The 17,094-nt window shown below is 41.7% G+C and carries 17 protein-coding genes; 7 read left to right on the top strand and 10 right to left on the bottom strand.

Annotated elements, in window-relative coordinates; translation table 11 throughout:
* Window positions 1-84: 84 nt before the first annotated feature.
* Window positions 85-1,407: a dicarboxylate/amino acid:cation symporter gene (locus WA352_RS08725; RefSeq protein ID WP_005315007.1), complete on the top strand. Its 1,323-nt coding sequence runs from the start codon at window positions 85-87 to the stop codon at window positions 1,405-1,407.
* Between the two features lie 140 nt (window positions 1,408-1,547).
* A complete protein-coding gene (locus tag WA352_RS08730) occupies window positions 1,548-2,771 on the top strand; it encodes a magnesium transporter CorA family protein (protein WP_005315010.1) in 1,224 nt (407 codons plus the stop codon).
* A 29-nt stretch (window positions 2,772-2,800) separates the two neighbouring features.
* Here the strand turns inward: WA352_RS08730 and WA352_RS08735 are convergent, their stop codons facing one another.
* The 6 genes from WA352_RS08735 to WA352_RS08760 all read right to left on the bottom strand — a co-directional run bounded on the left by WA352_RS08735 (window position 2,801) and on the right by WA352_RS08760 (window position 10,100).
* Complete coding sequence (locus tag WA352_RS08735; RefSeq protein WP_004802375.1) at window positions 2,801-3,127, bottom strand: chaperone modulator CbpM; 327 nt, start codon at window positions 3,125-3,127, stop codon at window positions 2,801-2,803.
* An 11-nt stretch (window positions 3,128-3,138) separates the two neighbouring features.
* Window positions 3,139-4,083 carry a DnaJ C-terminal domain-containing protein gene (locus WA352_RS08740; protein ID WP_225761781.1) on the bottom strand — a complete coding sequence of 315 codons (945 nt, stop codon included), beginning with the start codon at window positions 4,081-4,083 and terminating at the stop codon, window positions 3,139-3,141.
* 141 nt (window positions 4,084-4,224) lie between these two features.
* Entirely contained in the window at window positions 4,225-4,836 is a 612-nt protein-coding gene (locus WA352_RS08745; RefSeq protein WP_005315014.1) for a LysE family translocator, read from the bottom strand.
* Window positions 4,837-4,954: 118 nt separating this feature from the next.
* Entirely contained in the window at window positions 4,955-5,830 is an 876-nt protein-coding gene (hslO, locus tag WA352_RS08750; RefSeq protein WP_005315016.1) for an Hsp33 family molecular chaperone HslO, read from the bottom strand.
* A gap of 118 nt (window positions 5,831-5,948) precedes the next feature.
* Window positions 5,949-7,766 carry a cation:proton antiporter domain-containing protein gene (locus WA352_RS08755; protein WP_005315018.1) on the bottom strand — a complete coding sequence of 606 codons (1,818 nt, stop codon included), beginning with the start codon at window positions 7,764-7,766 and terminating at the stop codon, window positions 5,949-5,951.
* A 108-nt stretch (window positions 7,767-7,874) separates the two neighbouring features.
* The gene (locus WA352_RS08760) at window positions 7,875-10,100 is read right to left on the bottom strand and encodes a primosomal protein N' (RefSeq protein WP_017402455.1); all 2,226 of its coding nucleotides are present in this window, start codon (window positions 10,098-10,100) and stop codon (window positions 7,875-7,877) included.
* 161 nt (window positions 10,101-10,261) lie between these two features.
* On the opposite strand from WA352_RS08760, the gene gspF reads away from it, so the two are divergent.
* The 3 genes from gspF to WA352_RS08775 all read left to right on the top strand — a co-directional run bounded on the left by gspF (window position 10,262) and on the right by WA352_RS08775 (window position 12,666).
* On the top strand, window positions 10,262-11,467 hold the full coding sequence (gene gspF, locus WA352_RS08765; protein ID WP_005315020.1) for a type II secretion system inner membrane protein GspF: 1,206 nt from the start codon (window positions 10,262-10,264) through the stop codon (window positions 11,465-11,467).
* Window positions 11,468-11,475: 8 nt separating this feature from the next.
* Complete coding sequence (gene gspG / locus WA352_RS08770) at window positions 11,476-12,060, top strand: type II secretion system major pseudopilin GspG (RefSeq protein WP_081401672.1); 585 nt, start codon at window positions 11,476-11,478, stop codon at window positions 12,058-12,060.
* Window positions 12,061-12,321: 261 nt separating this feature from the next.
* Window positions 12,322-12,666, top strand: a complete 345-nt coding sequence (locus WA352_RS08775) for a hypothetical protein (protein WP_005315033.1) — start codon at window positions 12,322-12,324, stop codon at window positions 12,664-12,666.
* 55 nt (window positions 12,667-12,721) lie between these two features.
* Here WA352_RS08775 and WA352_RS08780 read toward each other — a convergent pair whose 3' ends face one another.
* Entirely contained in the window at window positions 12,722-12,985 is a 264-nt protein-coding gene (locus WA352_RS08780; RefSeq protein WP_005200416.1) for a DUF2798 domain-containing protein, read from the bottom strand.
* A gap of 245 nt (window positions 12,986-13,230) precedes the next feature.
* Here WA352_RS08780 and WA352_RS08785 point away from each other — a divergent pair, with 245 nt between their 5' ends.
* Window positions 13,231-13,569, top strand: a complete 339-nt coding sequence (locus tag WA352_RS08785; protein ID WP_032812754.1) for a tRNA-binding protein — start codon at window positions 13,231-13,233, stop codon at window positions 13,567-13,569.
* A gap of 1 nt (window position 13,570) precedes the next feature.
* Here WA352_RS08785 and lnt read toward each other — a convergent pair whose 3' ends face one another.
* Together lnt and WA352_RS08795 are read right to left on the bottom strand one after the other, a co-directional pair.
* Entirely contained in the window at window positions 13,571-15,130 is a 1,560-nt protein-coding gene (gene lnt / locus WA352_RS08790; protein ID WP_005315036.1) for an apolipoprotein N-acyltransferase, read from the bottom strand.
* Window positions 15,127-15,966: an HlyC/CorC family transporter gene (locus WA352_RS08795; protein ID WP_004802396.1), complete on the bottom strand. Its 840-nt coding sequence runs from the start codon at window positions 15,964-15,966 to the stop codon at window positions 15,127-15,129. The genes lnt and WA352_RS08795 overlap by 4 nt, the downstream gene beginning before the upstream one ends.
* A gap of 175 nt (window positions 15,967-16,141) precedes the next feature.
* Here WA352_RS08795 and tusA point away from each other — a divergent pair, with 175 nt between their 5' ends.
* The gene (tusA, locus tag WA352_RS08800; protein ID WP_004656127.1) at window positions 16,142-16,399 is read left to right on the top strand and encodes a sulfurtransferase TusA; all 258 of its coding nucleotides are present in this window, start codon (window positions 16,142-16,144) and stop codon (window positions 16,397-16,399) included.
* A gap of 68 nt (window positions 16,400-16,467) precedes the next feature.
* Here tusA and WA352_RS08805 read toward each other — a convergent pair whose 3' ends face one another.
* Window positions 16,468-16,905, bottom strand: coding sequence for a hypothetical protein (locus WA352_RS08805; RefSeq protein ID WP_005315052.1), 438 nt, complete (start codon window positions 16,903-16,905; stop codon window positions 16,468-16,470).
* Window positions 16,906-17,094 lie beyond the last annotated feature (189 nt).

Raw genomic sequence — 17,094 nt, forward strand, 5'->3', positions numbered from 1 at the left:
TTTCCGTGCCTGCCTGTGTTTATGTGGTTTTAAATAGACAGTCGGAAGTCTATTTGTTCATCTCAATATGAAGGAATATCGCACATGCTTGTCGATCATGTCGCCACAGGTCAAGATGACCAACAACCTCCAAAGAAACCAAAGTTTTACCAGATTCTTTATGTGCAAGTCATCTTCGCGATTGTCGCGGGGATATTATTAGGTCATTTCTTCCCAGAACTGGGTGAAAGCTTAAAGCCATTGGGCGAAGCCTTCATTAAATTAGTCAAAATGATTATTGCTCCTGTAATTTTCCTGACCGTTGTGACAGGGATTGCAGGCATGAAAAATCTTGGCAGCGTTGGTCGTGTGACCGCGAAGGCCATGATTTACTTCCTGACATTTTCAACCTTGGCTTTGATTGTGGGCCTCATCGTCGGAAATGTAATTGAACCTGGTCATGGTCTAAATATTGATCCAAGTAGCTTGCACAGTACCAAAGTAGATGAATATGCTGCCAAAGCACATGAGTCGACCATTACCGGCTTCTTGATGAATATTATTCCAGATACATTGGTCAGTCCATTTGTATCAGGTCAAATTCTTCAAGTCCTGTTTGTTGCGGTATTGTTTGGTTTGGCATTGGCAAAATCAGGTGATTTGGGTCGTCCAGTCACTGATTTTCTACAGCAGCTCACCACGCCAGTATTTACCTTAGTCGGTATGTTGATGAAGTTTGCGCCGATTGGTGCATTCGGTGCCATGGCCTTTACCATTGGTGCTTATGGGATCAGTTCAATCGGTAATTTGATGTTATTGATTGCGACCTTCTACATTACTGCTTTGCTGTTCGTGATTATTATTTTGGGCGCAGTGGCACGTTATAACGGCTTCTCGATTATTGACTTGATTCGTTATATTAAAGACGAACTTTGGTTGGTACTCGGAACAAGCTCATCAGAAGCAGCATTACCGTCATTGATGGCAAAAATGGAAAAAGCGGGCTGTGAAAAGTCGGTGGTGGGTTTAGTCATTCCAACAGGCTATTCATTTAACCTGGATGGTACCAATATTTACATGACTTTGGCGGCATTGTTTATTGCCCAAGCTTGTAATATTGAGTTAACCCTCACTCAACAAATCACCATTCTATTGGTGGCGATGCTGAGCTCTAAAGGTGCAGCAGGGATTACTGGTGCGGGCTTTATTACCTTGGCTGCAACCCTGTCGGTTGTTCCTGCAATTCCAGTCGCAGGTATGGCATTGATTCTGGGTATCGACCGTTTCATGTCAGAATGCCGTGCATTAACCAACTTGGTGGGTAATGCTTGTGCCACAATCGTGGTGGCAAAATGGGACAATGCCTTGGACAAAGAGCAACTTGACCAAGCCCTTAAATATGGTGTGATTGAAAAGAAAGAAGTGTAATCTTCCTGAGATTCGGAAAAGCCTCCATGCTGTGCATGTGAGGCTTTTTTATTGGATGTCGTTTCAGTCCTGTAATAGCCGTAGCTTTTTATCTGGCTTCGTGGCAGCATTTCTATCGCCATCCTAATCTCTATTGTCCTATGCAACTTTATTATTTTTATCGTCATAACAGTGAAAATACGATTTTTATCAGTGCGGAACAACAAACAGAACATACGCTTGAATTTTTATGGGTTGATAGTCTTAGGCAGGATCTGGTGAATCATACAGAGGCTTGGCAGAAGAATATTTATGAGCATACAGGATTGGTACTGAATGAATTCCATTTGCGGGATTTACTCAATATCGAACACCCTTGCGCATTTGATACAGTCGAGGAATATGACCTGTTGGTGTTTCGCAAACTGATTAGCCCGGACGACCAGATTTTGGCAAATGAGAGTGCTTCAGAATCACATGAAAGTGTTTTTGGTTTGGCGACCACACCTATGAGTTTTATCTTAACACCTACGGTTTTGGTGAGTGTGAGAGAGCAGGGCAATCAGGCAGTAGAGAGCTATATTCAGCGTATTCAGACCATTATGGGACGACCGAGTACCGAGCAGAATAAACCACGTAAGTTAGCCAGCACCCCCGCAGATTTATGCTTACGCTTATTGAATAGCATGATTGATGGTTATCTGAATTTACGCACACCCTTAACCCGCCGTGTCGAATATTGGCAACAACAACTTTTACAGGGCAATCGTCGTTTTAAGCAGTGGCATCAATTGTTCCATGAAGATATGGCCTTTCAGCAAATCGAAAATCTCTGTGAAGAGCAGATCGAAACCTTGCAGGAATTTAGAGATGAACTGGTCGATAATTATCATCATGTGGTGGGTGAACATAAGCATAAAGCGCAAGATATTCTGTTAGTACGTCTGAACGATTTGATGAGTCATGTGGAGCGGGTGCAAAAGCATACGCTACGTTTAAGAAATGCCATTCAATCAGCCATCGATTTGCATTTCTCTGCAATTGCCAATCAAACCAATGAGAACATGCGCATCTTGGCGATTATTACCGCCATCTTTGCACCACTGACTTTATTGACTGGGGTCTATGGGATGAACTTTGAATTTATCCCTGGGCTGAAGTCACCTGTTGGCTTTTGGATCATGCTGGGTGTGATGCTGATGAGTACAGTGATGTTGCTATATTATTTTTATCGACAGCATTTGGTTGGGCGTGGTGAACGCAGTGTGATTGATTTGTTGGCTCAGCAACATCGGCAGCGTAATTTTAATCTGCTCTGGTTTTTGGATTATGAACCGATTAAGCAAACGCTGAAAGAAGTGGAGAAAATGACCAAGCTTAAATAGTTTGGGCTTGGTCAAGCTCTAATGATGGCTTAGTGAAAATGTTTGAGTTGTTTACGAAGTTGCTGTACTTCATCGATTAAATCCAGCATCACCGCAACAGCAGACAAACTGGCATCAAAGTCGCGTTGCAAACGATAGGCACGTCTGGCTCGACTGACATCTTCACCAATAAACTGATAGCTTTGTGGTTCTACAGAGATTTGCAAAATATCATAATCAATCAGTTTTAATACCCAGTCGGTACTTTGACCGCATGCTTCGGCGAAGTGTTCGAGATCAAGTGCCAATTGTTCATCAATGATTTCAACTTGGCTGTGACCGTCATATTGAATTTCTTTGTATTGAATGGTTGTCATGATCTTACTCCTTATGAGGCACGAGGTCGGAATGAAGCAAATGCATCGGCAAATTGTTGATAAGCTTGCTGATCTTGCTCATTGTGCACTGGCGGTAAAACAATATTAATGATTAGGTACAAATGTCCTGCAGTTTTGTTTGGAATTCCTTTGTCTTTTAAACGTAGTTGTTGCCCATTTTTTGCATTTTTGGGTAAATTTACTTTGAGCTGTCCAGCAGGGGTGCTGAGTTCTATACTTTGCCCTATACCTGCTTCCCAAGGACTGACATCAATGGTTTGATAGACATCAGCACCTTCAACACGAATTCGATCAGTATCTTTATATTGAATCTCGATATACAGATCACCATTTTCACCGCCGTTAACACCACTTTGACCTTGACCATTGAGGCGGATTTGTTGACCTTCTTTCATGCCTTTTGGAATTTTAACTTCCAAGGTTTTACGTTGTACCTCAGGTTCACCATAGACGTTATAAGTCGGAATCTGTAGGGTAATTTGTTGAGTTGAACCGTGATAGGCAATATCTAAATCAACTTGAATGCTGGCGTGCTGGTCTTCACCACGATAGCTGCGTTGTTGGCGCTGTGAACGTTGTTGTCCGCCGCCAAAGCCAGAACCAAAACGGCCAAATAAATCTTCAAAGCCACTAAAGTCAGCCCCATCACCGGAGCTTTGACGATAGAACTGTGAACCATCAAAACCACTATGCTGGCCTTGACCTGCATTAGAAAAGCCCTGAGGATGATCTAGCATTTGGTCATATTCTGCTTTCTTGGTGCTATCACTTAGGGTGTCATAGGCAACATTGATGGCCTGCATTTTAGTTTCTGCATCGGCTTCTTTGCTAATGTCAGGATGGTATTTGCGCGCCAGTTTCCGATAGGCTTTTTTGATTTCATCTGCTGTGGCGTCTCTTGAAACACCAAGCTCTTCATAATAATTTTTTGCCATGATCTATAATAAATATAATGATGTGTTTATTTCATTATGAAACGAATCCAAGAGATTTCAATGGATTCGATTGTATAAGACTTGTTCTGTTGTCTTTCTCTGCAGTAGCGAACGGATTTAGACCTTGATTGAAGCCATTGACTAGAGAAAGGTATCAACCAGACCATAAAGTGCAATCAAGACTAGCAGGACGCCACATAGTCCCAGAATCTTGGGATAGATACTATTTTGAGAGAGACTGCGGAAGAACAGATACACCAAAGACAGGGTTAGAAAGTCCAAAATAATCCAGGTTACAGTCAGTAGGCTTAAACTGAAATTGATGTTCGGTGAGATATGAATAAACTGCGGGAAAAAGGCTGAAAAGAAGATGATGTCTTTCGGATTTGAAATACCCACCAGAAAGCCTTTTTTAAAGCCACCGCTTTGTGCAGACACGGTTTGGATGGCGGTTGGATGAGGTGCCTGAAGCACTTCTTTAATAATGCTATAGCCCAGATAAGCAATATAAAGGCAACCTAGTATACGAATGGCTTTTAGGTAGTTTTCATCAATCGTGAGAAAACCCTTGAGAATGAGTACGGAAATAAAAATCAGGATTAAAGACGCAAAGTTGGTTCCAAAAATTGTCTCTAGTGCTTTTTTATAGCCACCCTTAAGGCCGGCACTGGCGACCAAAATCATCACAGGACCAGGCGTGGCAATCAGTACAACCACACTGATGATAAACAGCAAGTATTCGAAGTAATTCATAAGGTAAATTTTAGGTCTATGTTCTTGGGAGATTTGAAAATTGTTTTATCGCATAGACCTTAATACAAAATAAAAAAAGACGGAAGCCCGTCTTTTTTTATTTTTAACATTTAGTCAATTAACTTAAATGTTCACCGAACAAACCTAAAGCTTCTTCTGCAGTAAATTCATAACGTGTATTACAGAACTGACAATCCATTTGGATTGGGTTTTGAGCTTCCAGTGTTTCATGAACTGCAGTCACGCCGATTTGGATCAAGGCATTGGCACAACGTTCTTTCGAACAGGTACAGCCAAACTTTAACTGCTCAACTTCAGGTAAACGCACTTCTTCTTCGTTATACAAACGATAGAGGATTTCATTTGCAGGAAGATCGGTTAACTCTTCTGGTTTAAGGGTTTCAGTGAGCATGGTCAAACGTGGCCATAGATCTTCATCAACCAACTTTTGCTCTTCTTCATCATTACGAGGAAGCAGCTGAATCAATAGACCACCCGAACGTTGGTTATTGGTTGCCAATACAATATGGGTTGGGATCTGTGCAGACAAATCGTAATACTGTGTCAAACAACCTGCCAAGGTCGGTTGATCAAGTGGGACAATCCCTTGATAGCGTTCGCCGTGTTCAGGTTCAATGTTGATGAACAGCACTGGATTGGTTAAAGCTGCAAGCACAGTACGACTGTCGCCACCTTCAACGAAACGAGGATCTTCTTCATAATCGGCCAATGCGCGAACTTCACCTAAATGGTTGCACTCAGCCATGGCCCATTTAAAAGTTCCATTTGCTTGGATCTGTAAACTAATCCGGCCACGAATTTTGAGTGTACTGGCAAGTAAGGCTGTTGCACTGAGCATCTCACCTAACAGGCTTTGTACCGCAGGCATATATTCACGTTGCGCCAAAATTGTTTGAAGCGCTTCTTCTAAATGCACGACTTCACCGCGAACAGGGCAGTCTTCGATAAAAAAGCGTTGGCGTAAATCAGACATATTTTTCTCCAGTATCCCCTAAGGGGAAAACAAAGCAACGCTTTGCCTTGTAAAGCACTTCAGGCTTTATAAAAAGGTGCATGGTATGCAGTCAATAATGGTGTCAGTTTGCCAAAACTCAAGATATTTCATTGAGTGAATTTGCATCACTTTGTGTGTTTTGATCATTGCTCAAGCGATCTGATCTTAAAGTTTTTGTGTTTTCAAATAAATACTCAAGTTCTGCAATCGCACTTGGGTAGTTTTCAAGGACATCTTGTTGATCATGGGACCAATGCTGCTGCAGGAGCAGCTGTTCATCTTCCTGTTTAAAGCACTCAATTTGAATATGTGCATCTTCAACGGAGAGACCCGTTTCAATCAATGCCTGTTGTGCCATATTTAACGATGAAGCATAGGTTTCACGCCAAATATGTTGTACGCCTAAATCATTGAGTAAATGCGCATGATGGCGGTCACGTGCTCGTACAAAAAGGGTTAAATCTGGATAGTTCAAACGTAGATGCCGCGCCAGATTCATACTGTCTTCCACATCATCAATTGCAATAATCAATAATTTACAATATTCAATGCCTGCAGCACGTAAGTTCTCGACTTGGGTGACATCGGCATCAAAGAAACGATGTCCATATTGTTCAATAAAATCAGCGTCGGGTTGATTGCTATCAATGACACTGAATTGTTTGCCTTGAGCGTGTAAGGCCCGTGCGATGACTTGTCCAAAACGGCCAAAGCCCAAAATAAGAATCGGGTGTTGAGGGACATCGTCAATCTTTACTGCCACCTGCTTCTGCAATTTTGGCAAAACTTTTGAATCCAATAACCAATACAGCAGTGGGGTCAAGAGCATTGAACCAAATACAATGAGTAAGGTCGGTTGCAGAAGACCTTTGGTCAGCAAGTTCTCACTTTCTGCCAGCTTGAGCAGAATAAAACTGAGTTCGCCGCTTTGCGCCAAGGTGATTGCAAACAGGATACTGAGTTTGGCGTGGCGCTGTTGGTAATAGCTGATTGCTGTAACAACAGCAGCCTTGATCACAACTAAACCAAAGATTGATGCGATGATCAATAATGGTGTTTGGACAAGGGGTTGCAGTGAAAGCCCCAAGCCAATCGCCAGAAAAAATAGTCCTGTTGCAGCATCTTTAAAGGGTTCAAGAATGCGTTCAACTTCACTTTTAAATTCGGTTTCTGCGAGCAGTAATCCTGCTAAAAATGCAGCAATCAATATATGGATATTGAGAATATCCATAATCAAGATCACGCTCAGCAGCACCAATAAGCTAAGAACAGGAATCAGATGGATACTATTTTTCCGTGCTAAGAAACGGAATGCTGGGCGCACTAAATAACGGCTGGCTAAGAATAATCCTGAAAATGTCGCGATGATTGCTGCAAAATAGGCAATGCCATGCCGTGTAGAAGCAGTGTCTTCAAGTAATGGAAATAACACAATCAAGATAGCGGCAACAAAGGCTTGAAATTGCAAGGTTGCTAAAGTCGCTTGTCCTAATTTGTTATTGAGTTGCTGTTTTTTTTCTAGGAGTTGTAATGGTAAAGCGACTGCGGATAGCGCTAAAGCACATCCGAGAATCAGACTGGTTAGCACATCATTAAACAGTAAAAAACATGCGCCAATCAGAACAAGAGTAATGATTAGGAGTTGTAATCCGCTGTTTTTTAGAATGCCTCTACGCTCGAGCCAAAGTTGTTGTGGTCGAAAAGCAAAACCGACAAAGAACATGACTGCAATCATACCAAAATGTAGCAACTGCTTGATGAGCTGAGGATCTTCAATCAGGCCTGAAACACTGGAGCCAAGTAACAGTCCTGCAATCAGATAACCCAGAACAGTATTGGTGGCATAACGTTTTGCTAATGGAACAAAAATTAAAGTCGCAGCCAGTAAAAAAATAATCGGTAGCAGTAAAGACATTGAATGCCTCAAATTTTTCTATTTTGTCTAGACTAACTCAAATGAGTCGTCTGTAAAAATATGATATTGGAAAACGTTCGATGACTTGAACACGCTCAGACTAAGCCTCTAACTAAACTCTTGCGGATCAACATCAATCGATAGCCTTAGTAGATGCTGGCGAGGTAAGTGTACGACGTGTTGCCACCATTGGCGCAAATAAAAATGCAGTTTTGCTCGATCGCTAGACAAAATCACCATATGTGCACGATAACGGCCTGCTTTACGTTCCATCGGTGCGGGAATCGGTCCCCAAATGTCGACTAAATCTCCAGCCATTGTCCGTAATTGTTGTGCAATATCCGCTAAGAATTGCTGACTATAATCCCGATCTTTAGATTCAACCCGAACCAATACCGCATAGCGATAGGGTGGAAGGAGTGCGATTTTACGATCAGCCAGCATTTGTTTGGCGACTGTACGGTAGTCATGCTCAATTAAAGTGGTCAACATCGGGTGATCGGGGCGTAGGCTTTGTAAATAGACACTGCCTTTATGCTCGCCTCGACCAGCACGGCCGGCGACCTGTACAATCAACTGTGCGGTTCGCTCAGGTGCACGTGGGTCGACACTGAGCAAGCCTGCATCAATATCTAAAATCGCAACGAGCGTCACATGTGGGAAATGATGACCTTTGGCTAGCATTTGTGTACCCAATAAAATATTGGGTTTATTTTGCTGAATGCGATCATAAATTTTCTGCCAGCTACCCACTTTGCTGGTACTGTCACGATCGACCCGAATCACTTCATGGTGTGGGAATAACTCTTGTAAGTGTTCTTCAAGTTTTGCTGTGCCTGCACCAATGGTTTTTAAGCTTTGTTTCTGACATGCAGGACAATGATCAGGCAGGCGATTGATGGTGCCGCAGTGATGGCAATGTAAATAATGATAGGGCTGTGAATGCAAAGTAAAATGCGCATCACAATGTGGGCAGTTGGCTTGCCAACCACAGCTTTCACACATCAGGATCGGTGCATAGCCGCGTCGATTTAAAAAGATCAGCACTTGTTCTTTACGCTCTAACGTATGCTTGATTTGTTCGATGAGCGTTTGGCTGAGTCCGTGCTTCTTTTTTGCGATTTTTAAATCAACCACATGCATTTTCGGCAGTACCGCCACGCCCGCACGTTGATTTAGTTCAAGCAAATGTAATTTGCCCGATTCTACCAAGTGATAACTGTCGATACTTGGTGTTGCAGATCCGAGAATGACAGGGCAGTTCTGTAAATGACCACGATATAGGGCTACATCACGGGTATGGTAGCGGAAACCTTCTTGCTGCTTAAAGGAGAGATCATGCTCCTCATCCAAGATAATTAAACCCAGCTGAGGGAGTGGGGTGTAAATTGCAGAACGTGTACCAATAATAATCGAGGCTTTGCCCGTTTGCGCATGTTGCCACGCCTGCATGCGTTTTGAATCATTTAAGCCTGAATGTAGTAAGGCAACATCACAATGAAAGCGTGACTTAAAACGAGCGACCGTTTGCGGGGTTAAGCCAATTTCAGGTACCAGTACCAGCACCTGTTTACCTTGTTTTAATACCTCATACATGACTTGCAAATAGACTTCAGTTTTACCACTGCCGGTCAAACCATCCAATAAAAATGCTTGGTATTGATGCTGCACTTTGAGGATCTGTTGAATCGCTTTCTTTTGATCTTCGTTCGGTGTCAAAGGTACTTGTGCCAGTTGTACTGGTGTTGGGGTGAAATCATGTGGTTCAAGACAGCATTCAACCAAGCCTTTCTTTTCTAGGGCTTTGAGGGTTGAGGTTTCTACACCACTTAGATTGAGCACATTTTCAGTGGTGCCGTTTGGATGCAGTTTAAGAACCTGATAAGCATCATATTGTTTTTGAGAGCGTTTTAATAAAGAGGCTGGGTCTTCATGGGGAATGATCTTCCATAAATGAAACAGGATATCTAAGGCTCGCCCTTGTCTTAATAAGCTGGGCAGGGCACTTTGCATCACTTCACCAATCGGGAATTGGTAATATTGTGCTGACCATGTCAACAAAGTTAAAACTTGTTGGTCTAGAATCGTTTCCTGATCAAGTAATTCTGTGATGGCCTTAAGTTTGAATTGTCCTGTAAATACTTCGTGAGGATCTACTTTTTCAGTAATAATTCCCACGAGGTTTTGCCGCCCAAAAGAAATGGCAACGCGTGCACCGATTTGTGCTTGTGCATATTGCTCAGCACTGACTGTATAGTCAAAGGTGTCATACACATAGACGGGTATCGCGACTCGAATACGGTAGAGAATAGCGTTAGAATTTTGGCTAGGCATATAGGCTTCATTCATGGGTAAAATGGCATGACTGCATGTCATGGAATTATGCTAAAGTGCGAAGTGTTATGTCGATGAATTTCTTGTGAAACGCTCAGGTTTCACTTCAAACACGGATGCAACTGTAACAACAACTATTTTGGGACAATTAGAACAGAACCATGCCTGCTTATCAATTTACCGCGCTTGATGCCTCAGGAAAGCAACATAAAGGTGTGCTGGAAGGGGATTCTGCACGCCAAATTCGTCAACAGTTACGCGATAAAGCATGGACACCCATTGCGGTCGATGCCGTTGAGCAAAAAGACAAACAGCAACAACGTTCATGGTTTAAAAAAAGCTTTAGTGCCTATGATTTGGCACTGATGACCCGCCAGCTTTCTGTGTTAGTTGCTGCAGGTATTCCACTTGAAGAAGCACTGCGTGCAGTGAGTAAACAAAGTGAAAAATCACATGTGCAAAACCTATTAATCGCCGTACGGTCCAAGGTTCTGGAAGGACATTCACTGGCGAAAAGTATGCAGCAATCGGGTCGATTTCCCGAACTGTATATTGCCACCGTTGCTGCAGGCGAGCGCTCAGGCCATCTTGATTTAATCTTAGATCAGTTGTCGGATTACACCGAAAATCGTTTTGCCATGCAGAAGAAAGTGCAGGGCGCGATGATCTATCCGATTGTACTGATGTTGATGTCTTTCGGGATTGTGATGGGCCTGATGACCTACGTCGTGCCTGAAATCGTCAAAACCTTTGAACAAAGTAAAGAAGCCTTGCCTTGGATCACGGTCGCATTGATGAAGGCCAGTGCCTTTATTCGGCATACTTGGATTGGCATGCTCATTCTTGCATTTATTGCCATTATTGTATTTACCCGTTTTTTAAGAACCAATGCGGGACATTATGCATTTGACCGATTAACACTCAGATTACCACTATTTGGTAAACTTTCGCGTGGTATAAATGCGGCACGTTTTGCCAGTACCTTATCGATTCTGACTCGTTCAGGTGTGCCTTTGGTCGAAGCCTTGCGTATTGGGGCGGAAGTCAGCAATAACTGGGTGATTCGTGATGCGATTGAAGTGGCAATGGAGCGTGTAACAGAAGGTGGTAATTTGGCAACACAGTTGGAGCGTTGCGGTTATTTTCCACCAATGATGGTACAAATGATTCGAAGTGGTGAAGCGTCTGGTGAACTGGACCGGATGTTGGATCGTGCATCGACCATGCAAGATCGTGAGGTAACCACCTTTATTTCAACTTTACTGGCGTTACTCGAACCCTTGATGCTGATTTTTATGGCAGCAATTGTATTGGTGATTGTGATTGCGGTAATGTTGCCAATTATTAATATGAACAATATGATCTAATGAGTGACATGCAAGAGATGAATATGAATAATTCAATGGATAAACAAAATGTTGGACGTAGCTTGAATGCTTCTCCTGTTGCAGAATCTTGCAACTCAGAGTCAGAGTATAATCTTAATCCTGCCACTCGAAGCATAGCTTCTCGTCTTGCGACCCGACCGAGCGTTGCCCGGTTTAATCGGGTCTCAGGATTTACACTCATTGAAGTGATGGTTGTTATTGTAATTCTTGGTGTTTTGGCAGCATTGATCGTTCCAAACGTGATGGGGCGTGGTGAAAAGGCTAAAGTGGATACCACCAGTATTACCTTAAAAGGTGTCGCGGGTGCTTTAGATCAATATAAATTAGATAATGGTCGTTACCCATCGATGCAAGATGGCGGCTTAGATGCATTGGTGAATCAACCTGCTTCTGCAAAAAATTGGTTACCGGGTGGTTATGTCAAAGGTGGCTATCCAAAAGACAGTTGGGAAAATGATTTACAGTATGTAATTCCAGGTCGTGAAGGTCGTGCATTTGATTTATATTCGTTTGGCGCGGATGGTAAAGAAGGTGGTGAAGGCAATGATGCGGATATTTATTATCAGCCATAATGTAGAATAAAATATCACTTCACTTTTGAATTAAATAAATAGAGAGTGAAGTGATAATGTTTCTTAATTAAATAAAACAACATAACTATTTGAAAAATATATAATCAATAAAATATTGAATATGTGAGAGTTATAATAAGAATTATTCCCATATTTGATAGTTACAAGAAAAAGAAATTATGCAGAAAAATAGACTATTTCTTTAGATCAAAGCTTTGCATAATAAATTCAAGCCATTGAAAAAAGATGTGGAGAAATCAGATGAAAGCATTCTTTATGTTGGATGAACTGAATCAGTTTCATTGGGCAATGCTTAAATCTGTATTGCTCATCTTAAGTCTATTACCCTTTAGTGAAGGTGCTTTAACCTTGTGGCAAGCTTCAGAAGGAAGCAGTCAAATCATGATCGGCTTTTTTGCACTGAGTATGTTGAGTGCATGGTTTGTATTGTGTTTTTTAAGCGCCTTAAAAACCAGTGTTTGGGATAACCATGAGCTGATTTCTAAATATGAGCAGCTTGTATTTAAAGCCTATCGATATATTCCAATGCTGTTTTTATCGAGTCTCGTGGCGTATTTATCGGTGCAATTATCGATTAATGTCTAAGCCGAAGATATTCAAAAAAACGTAGACTCAAGATCTACGTTTTTTTGGTCTAAAGTTAAACTGGTCGCACCAAGAGCATTGTCATTTTACGCACGATAGGCAAGACCAAGAGCAGCACAGGAAATGCGATCAGCCAAGAAATTCCCCATGCTGACATCCACGTTGCAAAAGAGAACTGCTCAAAACCCATACTTCTGAGCGTACTAATACAAGACACAATAAAAGTCATAATAATGGACAAGAAGAAGGGTAAAACAATGGATGCGTAACGATTAGGAATTTTTTGAAAATTAAAACTAGAAGATTTTGAACTCTGCATTTTTTACTCCGTAAACCAACAAACGCCAGTGCCTTATCCAAGATAAAAAATATCTTGATCAAATAGCTCCAAGCCTTGTTGGAGATATGTTGGCACGTTGATTGACGTAAACGTTTACGGCTTTATGATCAGCAAAATTAATTTAGCATGAAGTTGCTCAATTGAAAATAAAAATAAGCGTATTTATTGAGTTGGATAGATTCGCTATGCTGCAACTGGGCTTAAAAGAGAGAAAAGGAAAAAGCATGCAACAGATCGAATGGAATGACTTTACTAAGGTTGAATTACGTGTGGGTAGAATCATTCAAGCGGAAGTGTTTCAACAAGCGCGAAAACCCGCTTATATTTTGCAGGTGGATTTTGGTGAAGAACTTGGGATCAGAAAATCCAGTGCGCAAATTACCAAGCTGTATCAGCCTGAGAGTTTGATTGGAAAATTGGTGGTTGCTGTCGTGAATTTCCCGAAAAAGCAGATTGGACCGATTCAATCAGAGTGCTTGGTGACAGGTTTTCATAATGCAGATGGGGATGTCGCACTTTGTGTCCCAGAGTTTGATGTTCCTCTGGGCACAAAGTTACTGTAATTTATCGACGTGATTTGAAGCTGATATCAACTTTACGTGGGCGATAGATCCAGCCTACGATCAATAAAAGCAATGAGAAAATCAAGATCGGGTAATCACTCAAACGATTGTAGAGTGTTTGCCCTTGCATGGCAGGTAAGTCACCACGTAATACCGCTTCTTGATCAATTGGCGCCTGTTTAACAATATGACCATGCTGATCAATAAATGCGGTCACACCAGTATTGGTGGCGCGAATAAACCAACGACCATTTTCTTTGGCACGCATCTGTACCATTTGCAGATGTTGCCAAGGTCCAGCCGTCCCCGTGAACCATGCATCATTCGACACGGTGATTAAGAAGTCACTATTAGCAGCATTACGACGGGTCAGGTTTGGATAGGCTACTTCATAGCAAATGGCGGCTGCCAGTGCATGACCTTTCACAGTCAGCGGTTTTTGATTGGCTTCACCGCGTGAAAAACCACTCATGCTGACATCGTTCTGCATCGCAGGAAGTACCCATTTCAGCATGCCTGACAATGGAATATATTCGCCAAAGGGTACTAAACGTTGTTTCTTATACAAGCCAAAGGAATCGCTACCCGATGCCATAATACTGTTGTAATACAACGGTTCACCCACTTGCTGCGATTTGGCTAGATCCCAATAGGGAATACCTGTGACCCAAGCGGTATCAGTTTTCTTGGCTTGTGCCGACATTGCATCCAAGAACTCTTGAATATCGGTCTGGAACATTGGAATTGAGGATTCAGGCCAAACGATAAGATCACGGCCCCATTCTGCGCGCGTCAGGGTGGCATAGATTTCTAAGGTTTTAATCTGATATTCAGTCAGCCATTTCAGATCTTGCGGAATATTCCCTTGAATCAGTGAAACACTCAGCGGCTTCGCTGCTTTAGGCTGCACAAATTGAATAAAACCAGCGCCCCAAGCACCTAATACGAGAAGTGCAGAAGGAATGGCCCAGAACCAACGACGGTTTAAAATCTCAACCAAGGCACAGGCCAATACAATCACGACAAATGAAACGGCATAGACCCCGAATAAAGGTGCATAGCCATCGAGTAAGCGTTCAGTGAAGGCATAACCCGCAAATAACCATGGGAAACCTGTGAATACCCAAGTTTTGGCCCACTCAAACAACACCCAGAGTGGCGCGAAAGTTAACGGTGTTTCTGGGAAGAAGCGACGATACAACCATGTTTGAAATGCGGTAAATAAGCCCATTGCGGCTGCCATAAAGACAATCATCAAAATGCTTAGAAAGGCATTGGTATCGCCATAGGTATGGATTGAGGTATACAGCCAGAATGCGCCGACAAACCATAAACCAAAACCATAAGCCCAACCGAGCGCAAAGGCTTGGCGTGGACTACGTTGACGCAATACCGCATACAATAATGCAGGTGACAGAATCGCAAGCCACCAAAAATAGTAGGGGGCTAAAGCCAAACTAAAGATTGCACCTGAAATTAGTGCAATCAACAGTGGAAAAATAAAAGGAAGCTGAGTTTGTGCTTGAGATGGATTTAACAGCTTCTCAAAATGGGTTCTCATTGACGGACAGCTCGAATCAGATGGATAGTGCGTGCATCTGCTTCAATAATGGTAAATTGCCAATCTCCAAGTTCAATGGTTTGACCTTGTAAATCGCTCACTAAACCAATCTCTTGCAGCAGTAAACCGCCCATAGTTTCAACTTCATCGTCAGAAAAATCTGCATCTAAAATAGTGTTGAAGTGTTCGATTGGTGTAAGTGCCTGCACAATCCAAGTATTGGCTGTGGTCGGATCATTGTCTGGTACGATATACAGTGCTTCTTCATCTGCGATATCGTGCTCATCTTCAATTTCACCGACAATCTCTTCGAGAATATCTTCAAGAGTAACCAAACCAGAAGTCGAACCATATTCATCGATGACAATTGCAATATGGGTTTGGGTATTTTTCAACATGCGCAGCACTTGGTCTGAACGTGCACTTTCAGGTACAAATACAGGCTGACGCATCAGTGAGCGAATATCGACTTTGACATTGCGCTCGGTTAAGAAGGGCAATAGATCTTTCGCTAATAAGATACCAACGACATTATCCGTTTGATCCGCAGAGAATACCGGGAAGCGCGAATGTGCCGAATCAATCAGCACATGCAGAATATCAAGTAATTGATCATCTTCCTGCAAACTGATAATCGCTGTACGCGGCGTCATGACTTCTCGAATCTTGGTTGCTGGCAGATCGAGAACACCCTCAAGCATAGCAACAGTATCTGGCTCTAAAAAGCGACGTGAGTCTTGAACTAACTTGAGTAATTCATCGCGGGTTTCAGGTGCGGTACCTAACCATTTTCTTAAGCCACGCATACCCCACGATGGACTGGATTCCTCGACCATGATCTTTCCTAAAGACTCTCTATATCAATTAGATGATTTTCATCATACCGAAGATAAAGCGGATATGCATCAATAATACTATGTAAAAAACGTACAGTTTTTCAAAACACTGTTGATGATTTTTATATGAGCGGTTTATGCTAAAATGTGAATCTTCGAATATTTGAGTTTTATGATGTCTGAACAACCAAAACTTCCTGCTGTTCAAATCAATACGCGAGGTTTACGTTGCCCTGAACCTGTGATGATGTTGCACCAAGCCATTCGCAAAGCCAAGTCTGGCGATGTGGTTGAGGTACTTGCTACAGATCCGTCTACATCATGGGATATTCCAAAGTTTTGTATGCATCTCGGACACGAGTTGGTGTTAAAAGAAGAAAGTCTGGATGAAAACAGTAATACTGAATATCGTTATTTAGTGCAGAAAGGCTAAGGTCAGTATTTAAATATAAAGCTTAAATCACGACTAAATTGATTTTATCAACGTTATCGTGATTTAAGTTATTTAATTAAAGGTTGTATTAATTTATTAATAATAATGCCTTTCTTTAAACTACAAGAATTTGCTGGTTTAATAATCCATTTGTCGGTATTAAGATCAATAGGGTAAGGCTCTCCACTTCCATATGCTATTACTTCTCCATTTTTGTATTCTTTTTCATCAACCACTAAAACATTTTTTTTAGAATCCCAATAAGCTTCTTGAGTTGCGAAAATAGGAAGAATTCTATTTTCCCTATTCTCAAAATATAAACATGACCCTTCAATGTTTATAGTTGCCTCGCTATAACTGGCATTGTCTCCTTCACCAGTATATTTTATTTGAGGAATAATGACTGTAGATTGAGAGCTTTTAGTCTCTTGGTTAGGGTTGTTACATCCATAAAGAAAACATATGAACCCAATGAATGAGCTAAATAGTTTAAATTTTTTATTCATGATCAATAGACTAAAGAAAATCCTAGGTTATAAATTTCATCCGTAGACATATAATAATATTCTGTACATTCGCTTGTGCTTTTAATTCTTGGGCTAATGGAGAATTAGCTGCATAAGTATGAAAAGAGCATAAAGCTATAAATGGTAAAAATATACACTTCTTAAAATTATTCATCTTTAACCTTTAAA

The sequence above is a fragment of the Acinetobacter sp. 102 genome (genome assembly GCF_037028485.1).
Classification (GTDB): domain Bacteria; phylum Pseudomonadota; class Gammaproteobacteria; order Pseudomonadales; family Moraxellaceae; genus Acinetobacter; species Acinetobacter higginsii.

Coding starts and splice junctions, on each gene's coding strand:
- WA352_RS08795 (WP_004802396.1), bottom strand. CDS start 15,966: ATGGTCGAGGAATCCAGTCCATCGTGGGGTATGCGTGGCTTAAGAAAA.
- WA352_RS08775 (WP_005315033.1), top strand. CDS start 12,322: ATGAAAGCATTCTTTATGTTGGATGAACTGAATCAGTTTCATTGGGCA.
- WA352_RS08785 (WP_032812754.1), top strand. CDS start 13,231: ATGCAACAGATCGAATGGAATGACTTTACTAAGGTTGAATTACGTGTG.
- gspG (WP_081401672.1), top strand. CDS start 11,476: ATGCAAGAGATGAATATGAATAATTCAATGGATAAACAAAATGTTGGA.
- hslO (WP_005315016.1), bottom strand. CDS start 5,830: ATGTCTGATTTACGCCAACGCTTTTTTATCGAAGACTGCCCTGTTCGC.
- WA352_RS08725 (WP_005315007.1), top strand. CDS start 85: ATGCTTGTCGATCATGTCGCCACAGGTCAAGATGACCAACAACCTCCA.
- WA352_RS08740 (WP_225761781.1), bottom strand. CDS start 4,083: ATGGCAAAAAATTATTATGAAGAGCTTGGTGTTTCAAGAGACGCCACA.
- gspF (WP_005315020.1), top strand. CDS start 10,262: ATGCCTGCTTATCAATTTACCGCGCTTGATGCCTCAGGAAAGCAACAT.
- WA352_RS08730 (WP_005315010.1), top strand. CDS start 1,548: ATGCAACTTTATTATTTTTATCGTCATAACAGTGAAAATACGATTTTT.
- WA352_RS08755 (WP_005315018.1), bottom strand. CDS start 7,766: ATGTCTTTACTGCTACCGATTATTTTTTTACTGGCTGCGACTTTAATT.
- lnt (WP_005315036.1), bottom strand. CDS start 15,130: ATGAGAACCCATTTTGAGAAGCTGTTAAATCCATCTCAAGCACAAACT.
- tusA (WP_004656127.1), top strand. CDS start 16,142: ATGTCTGAACAACCAAAACTTCCTGCTGTTCAAATCAATACGCGAGGT.
- WA352_RS08745 (WP_005315014.1), bottom strand. CDS start 4,836: ATGAATTACTTCGAATACTTGCTGTTTATCATCAGTGTGGTTGTACTG.
- WA352_RS08805 (WP_005315052.1), bottom strand. CDS start 16,905: ATGAATAAAAAATTTAAACTATTTAGCTCATTCATTGGGTTCATATGT.
- WA352_RS08735 (WP_004802375.1), bottom strand. CDS start 3,127: ATGACAACCATTCAATACAAAGAAATTCAATATGACGGTCACAGCCAA.
- WA352_RS08760 (WP_017402455.1), bottom strand. CDS start 10,100: ATGCCTAGCCAAAATTCTAACGCTATTCTCTACCGTATTCGAGTCGCG.
- WA352_RS08780 (WP_005200416.1), bottom strand. CDS start 12,985: ATGCAGAGTTCAAAATCTTCTAGTTTTAATTTTCAAAAAATTCCTAAT.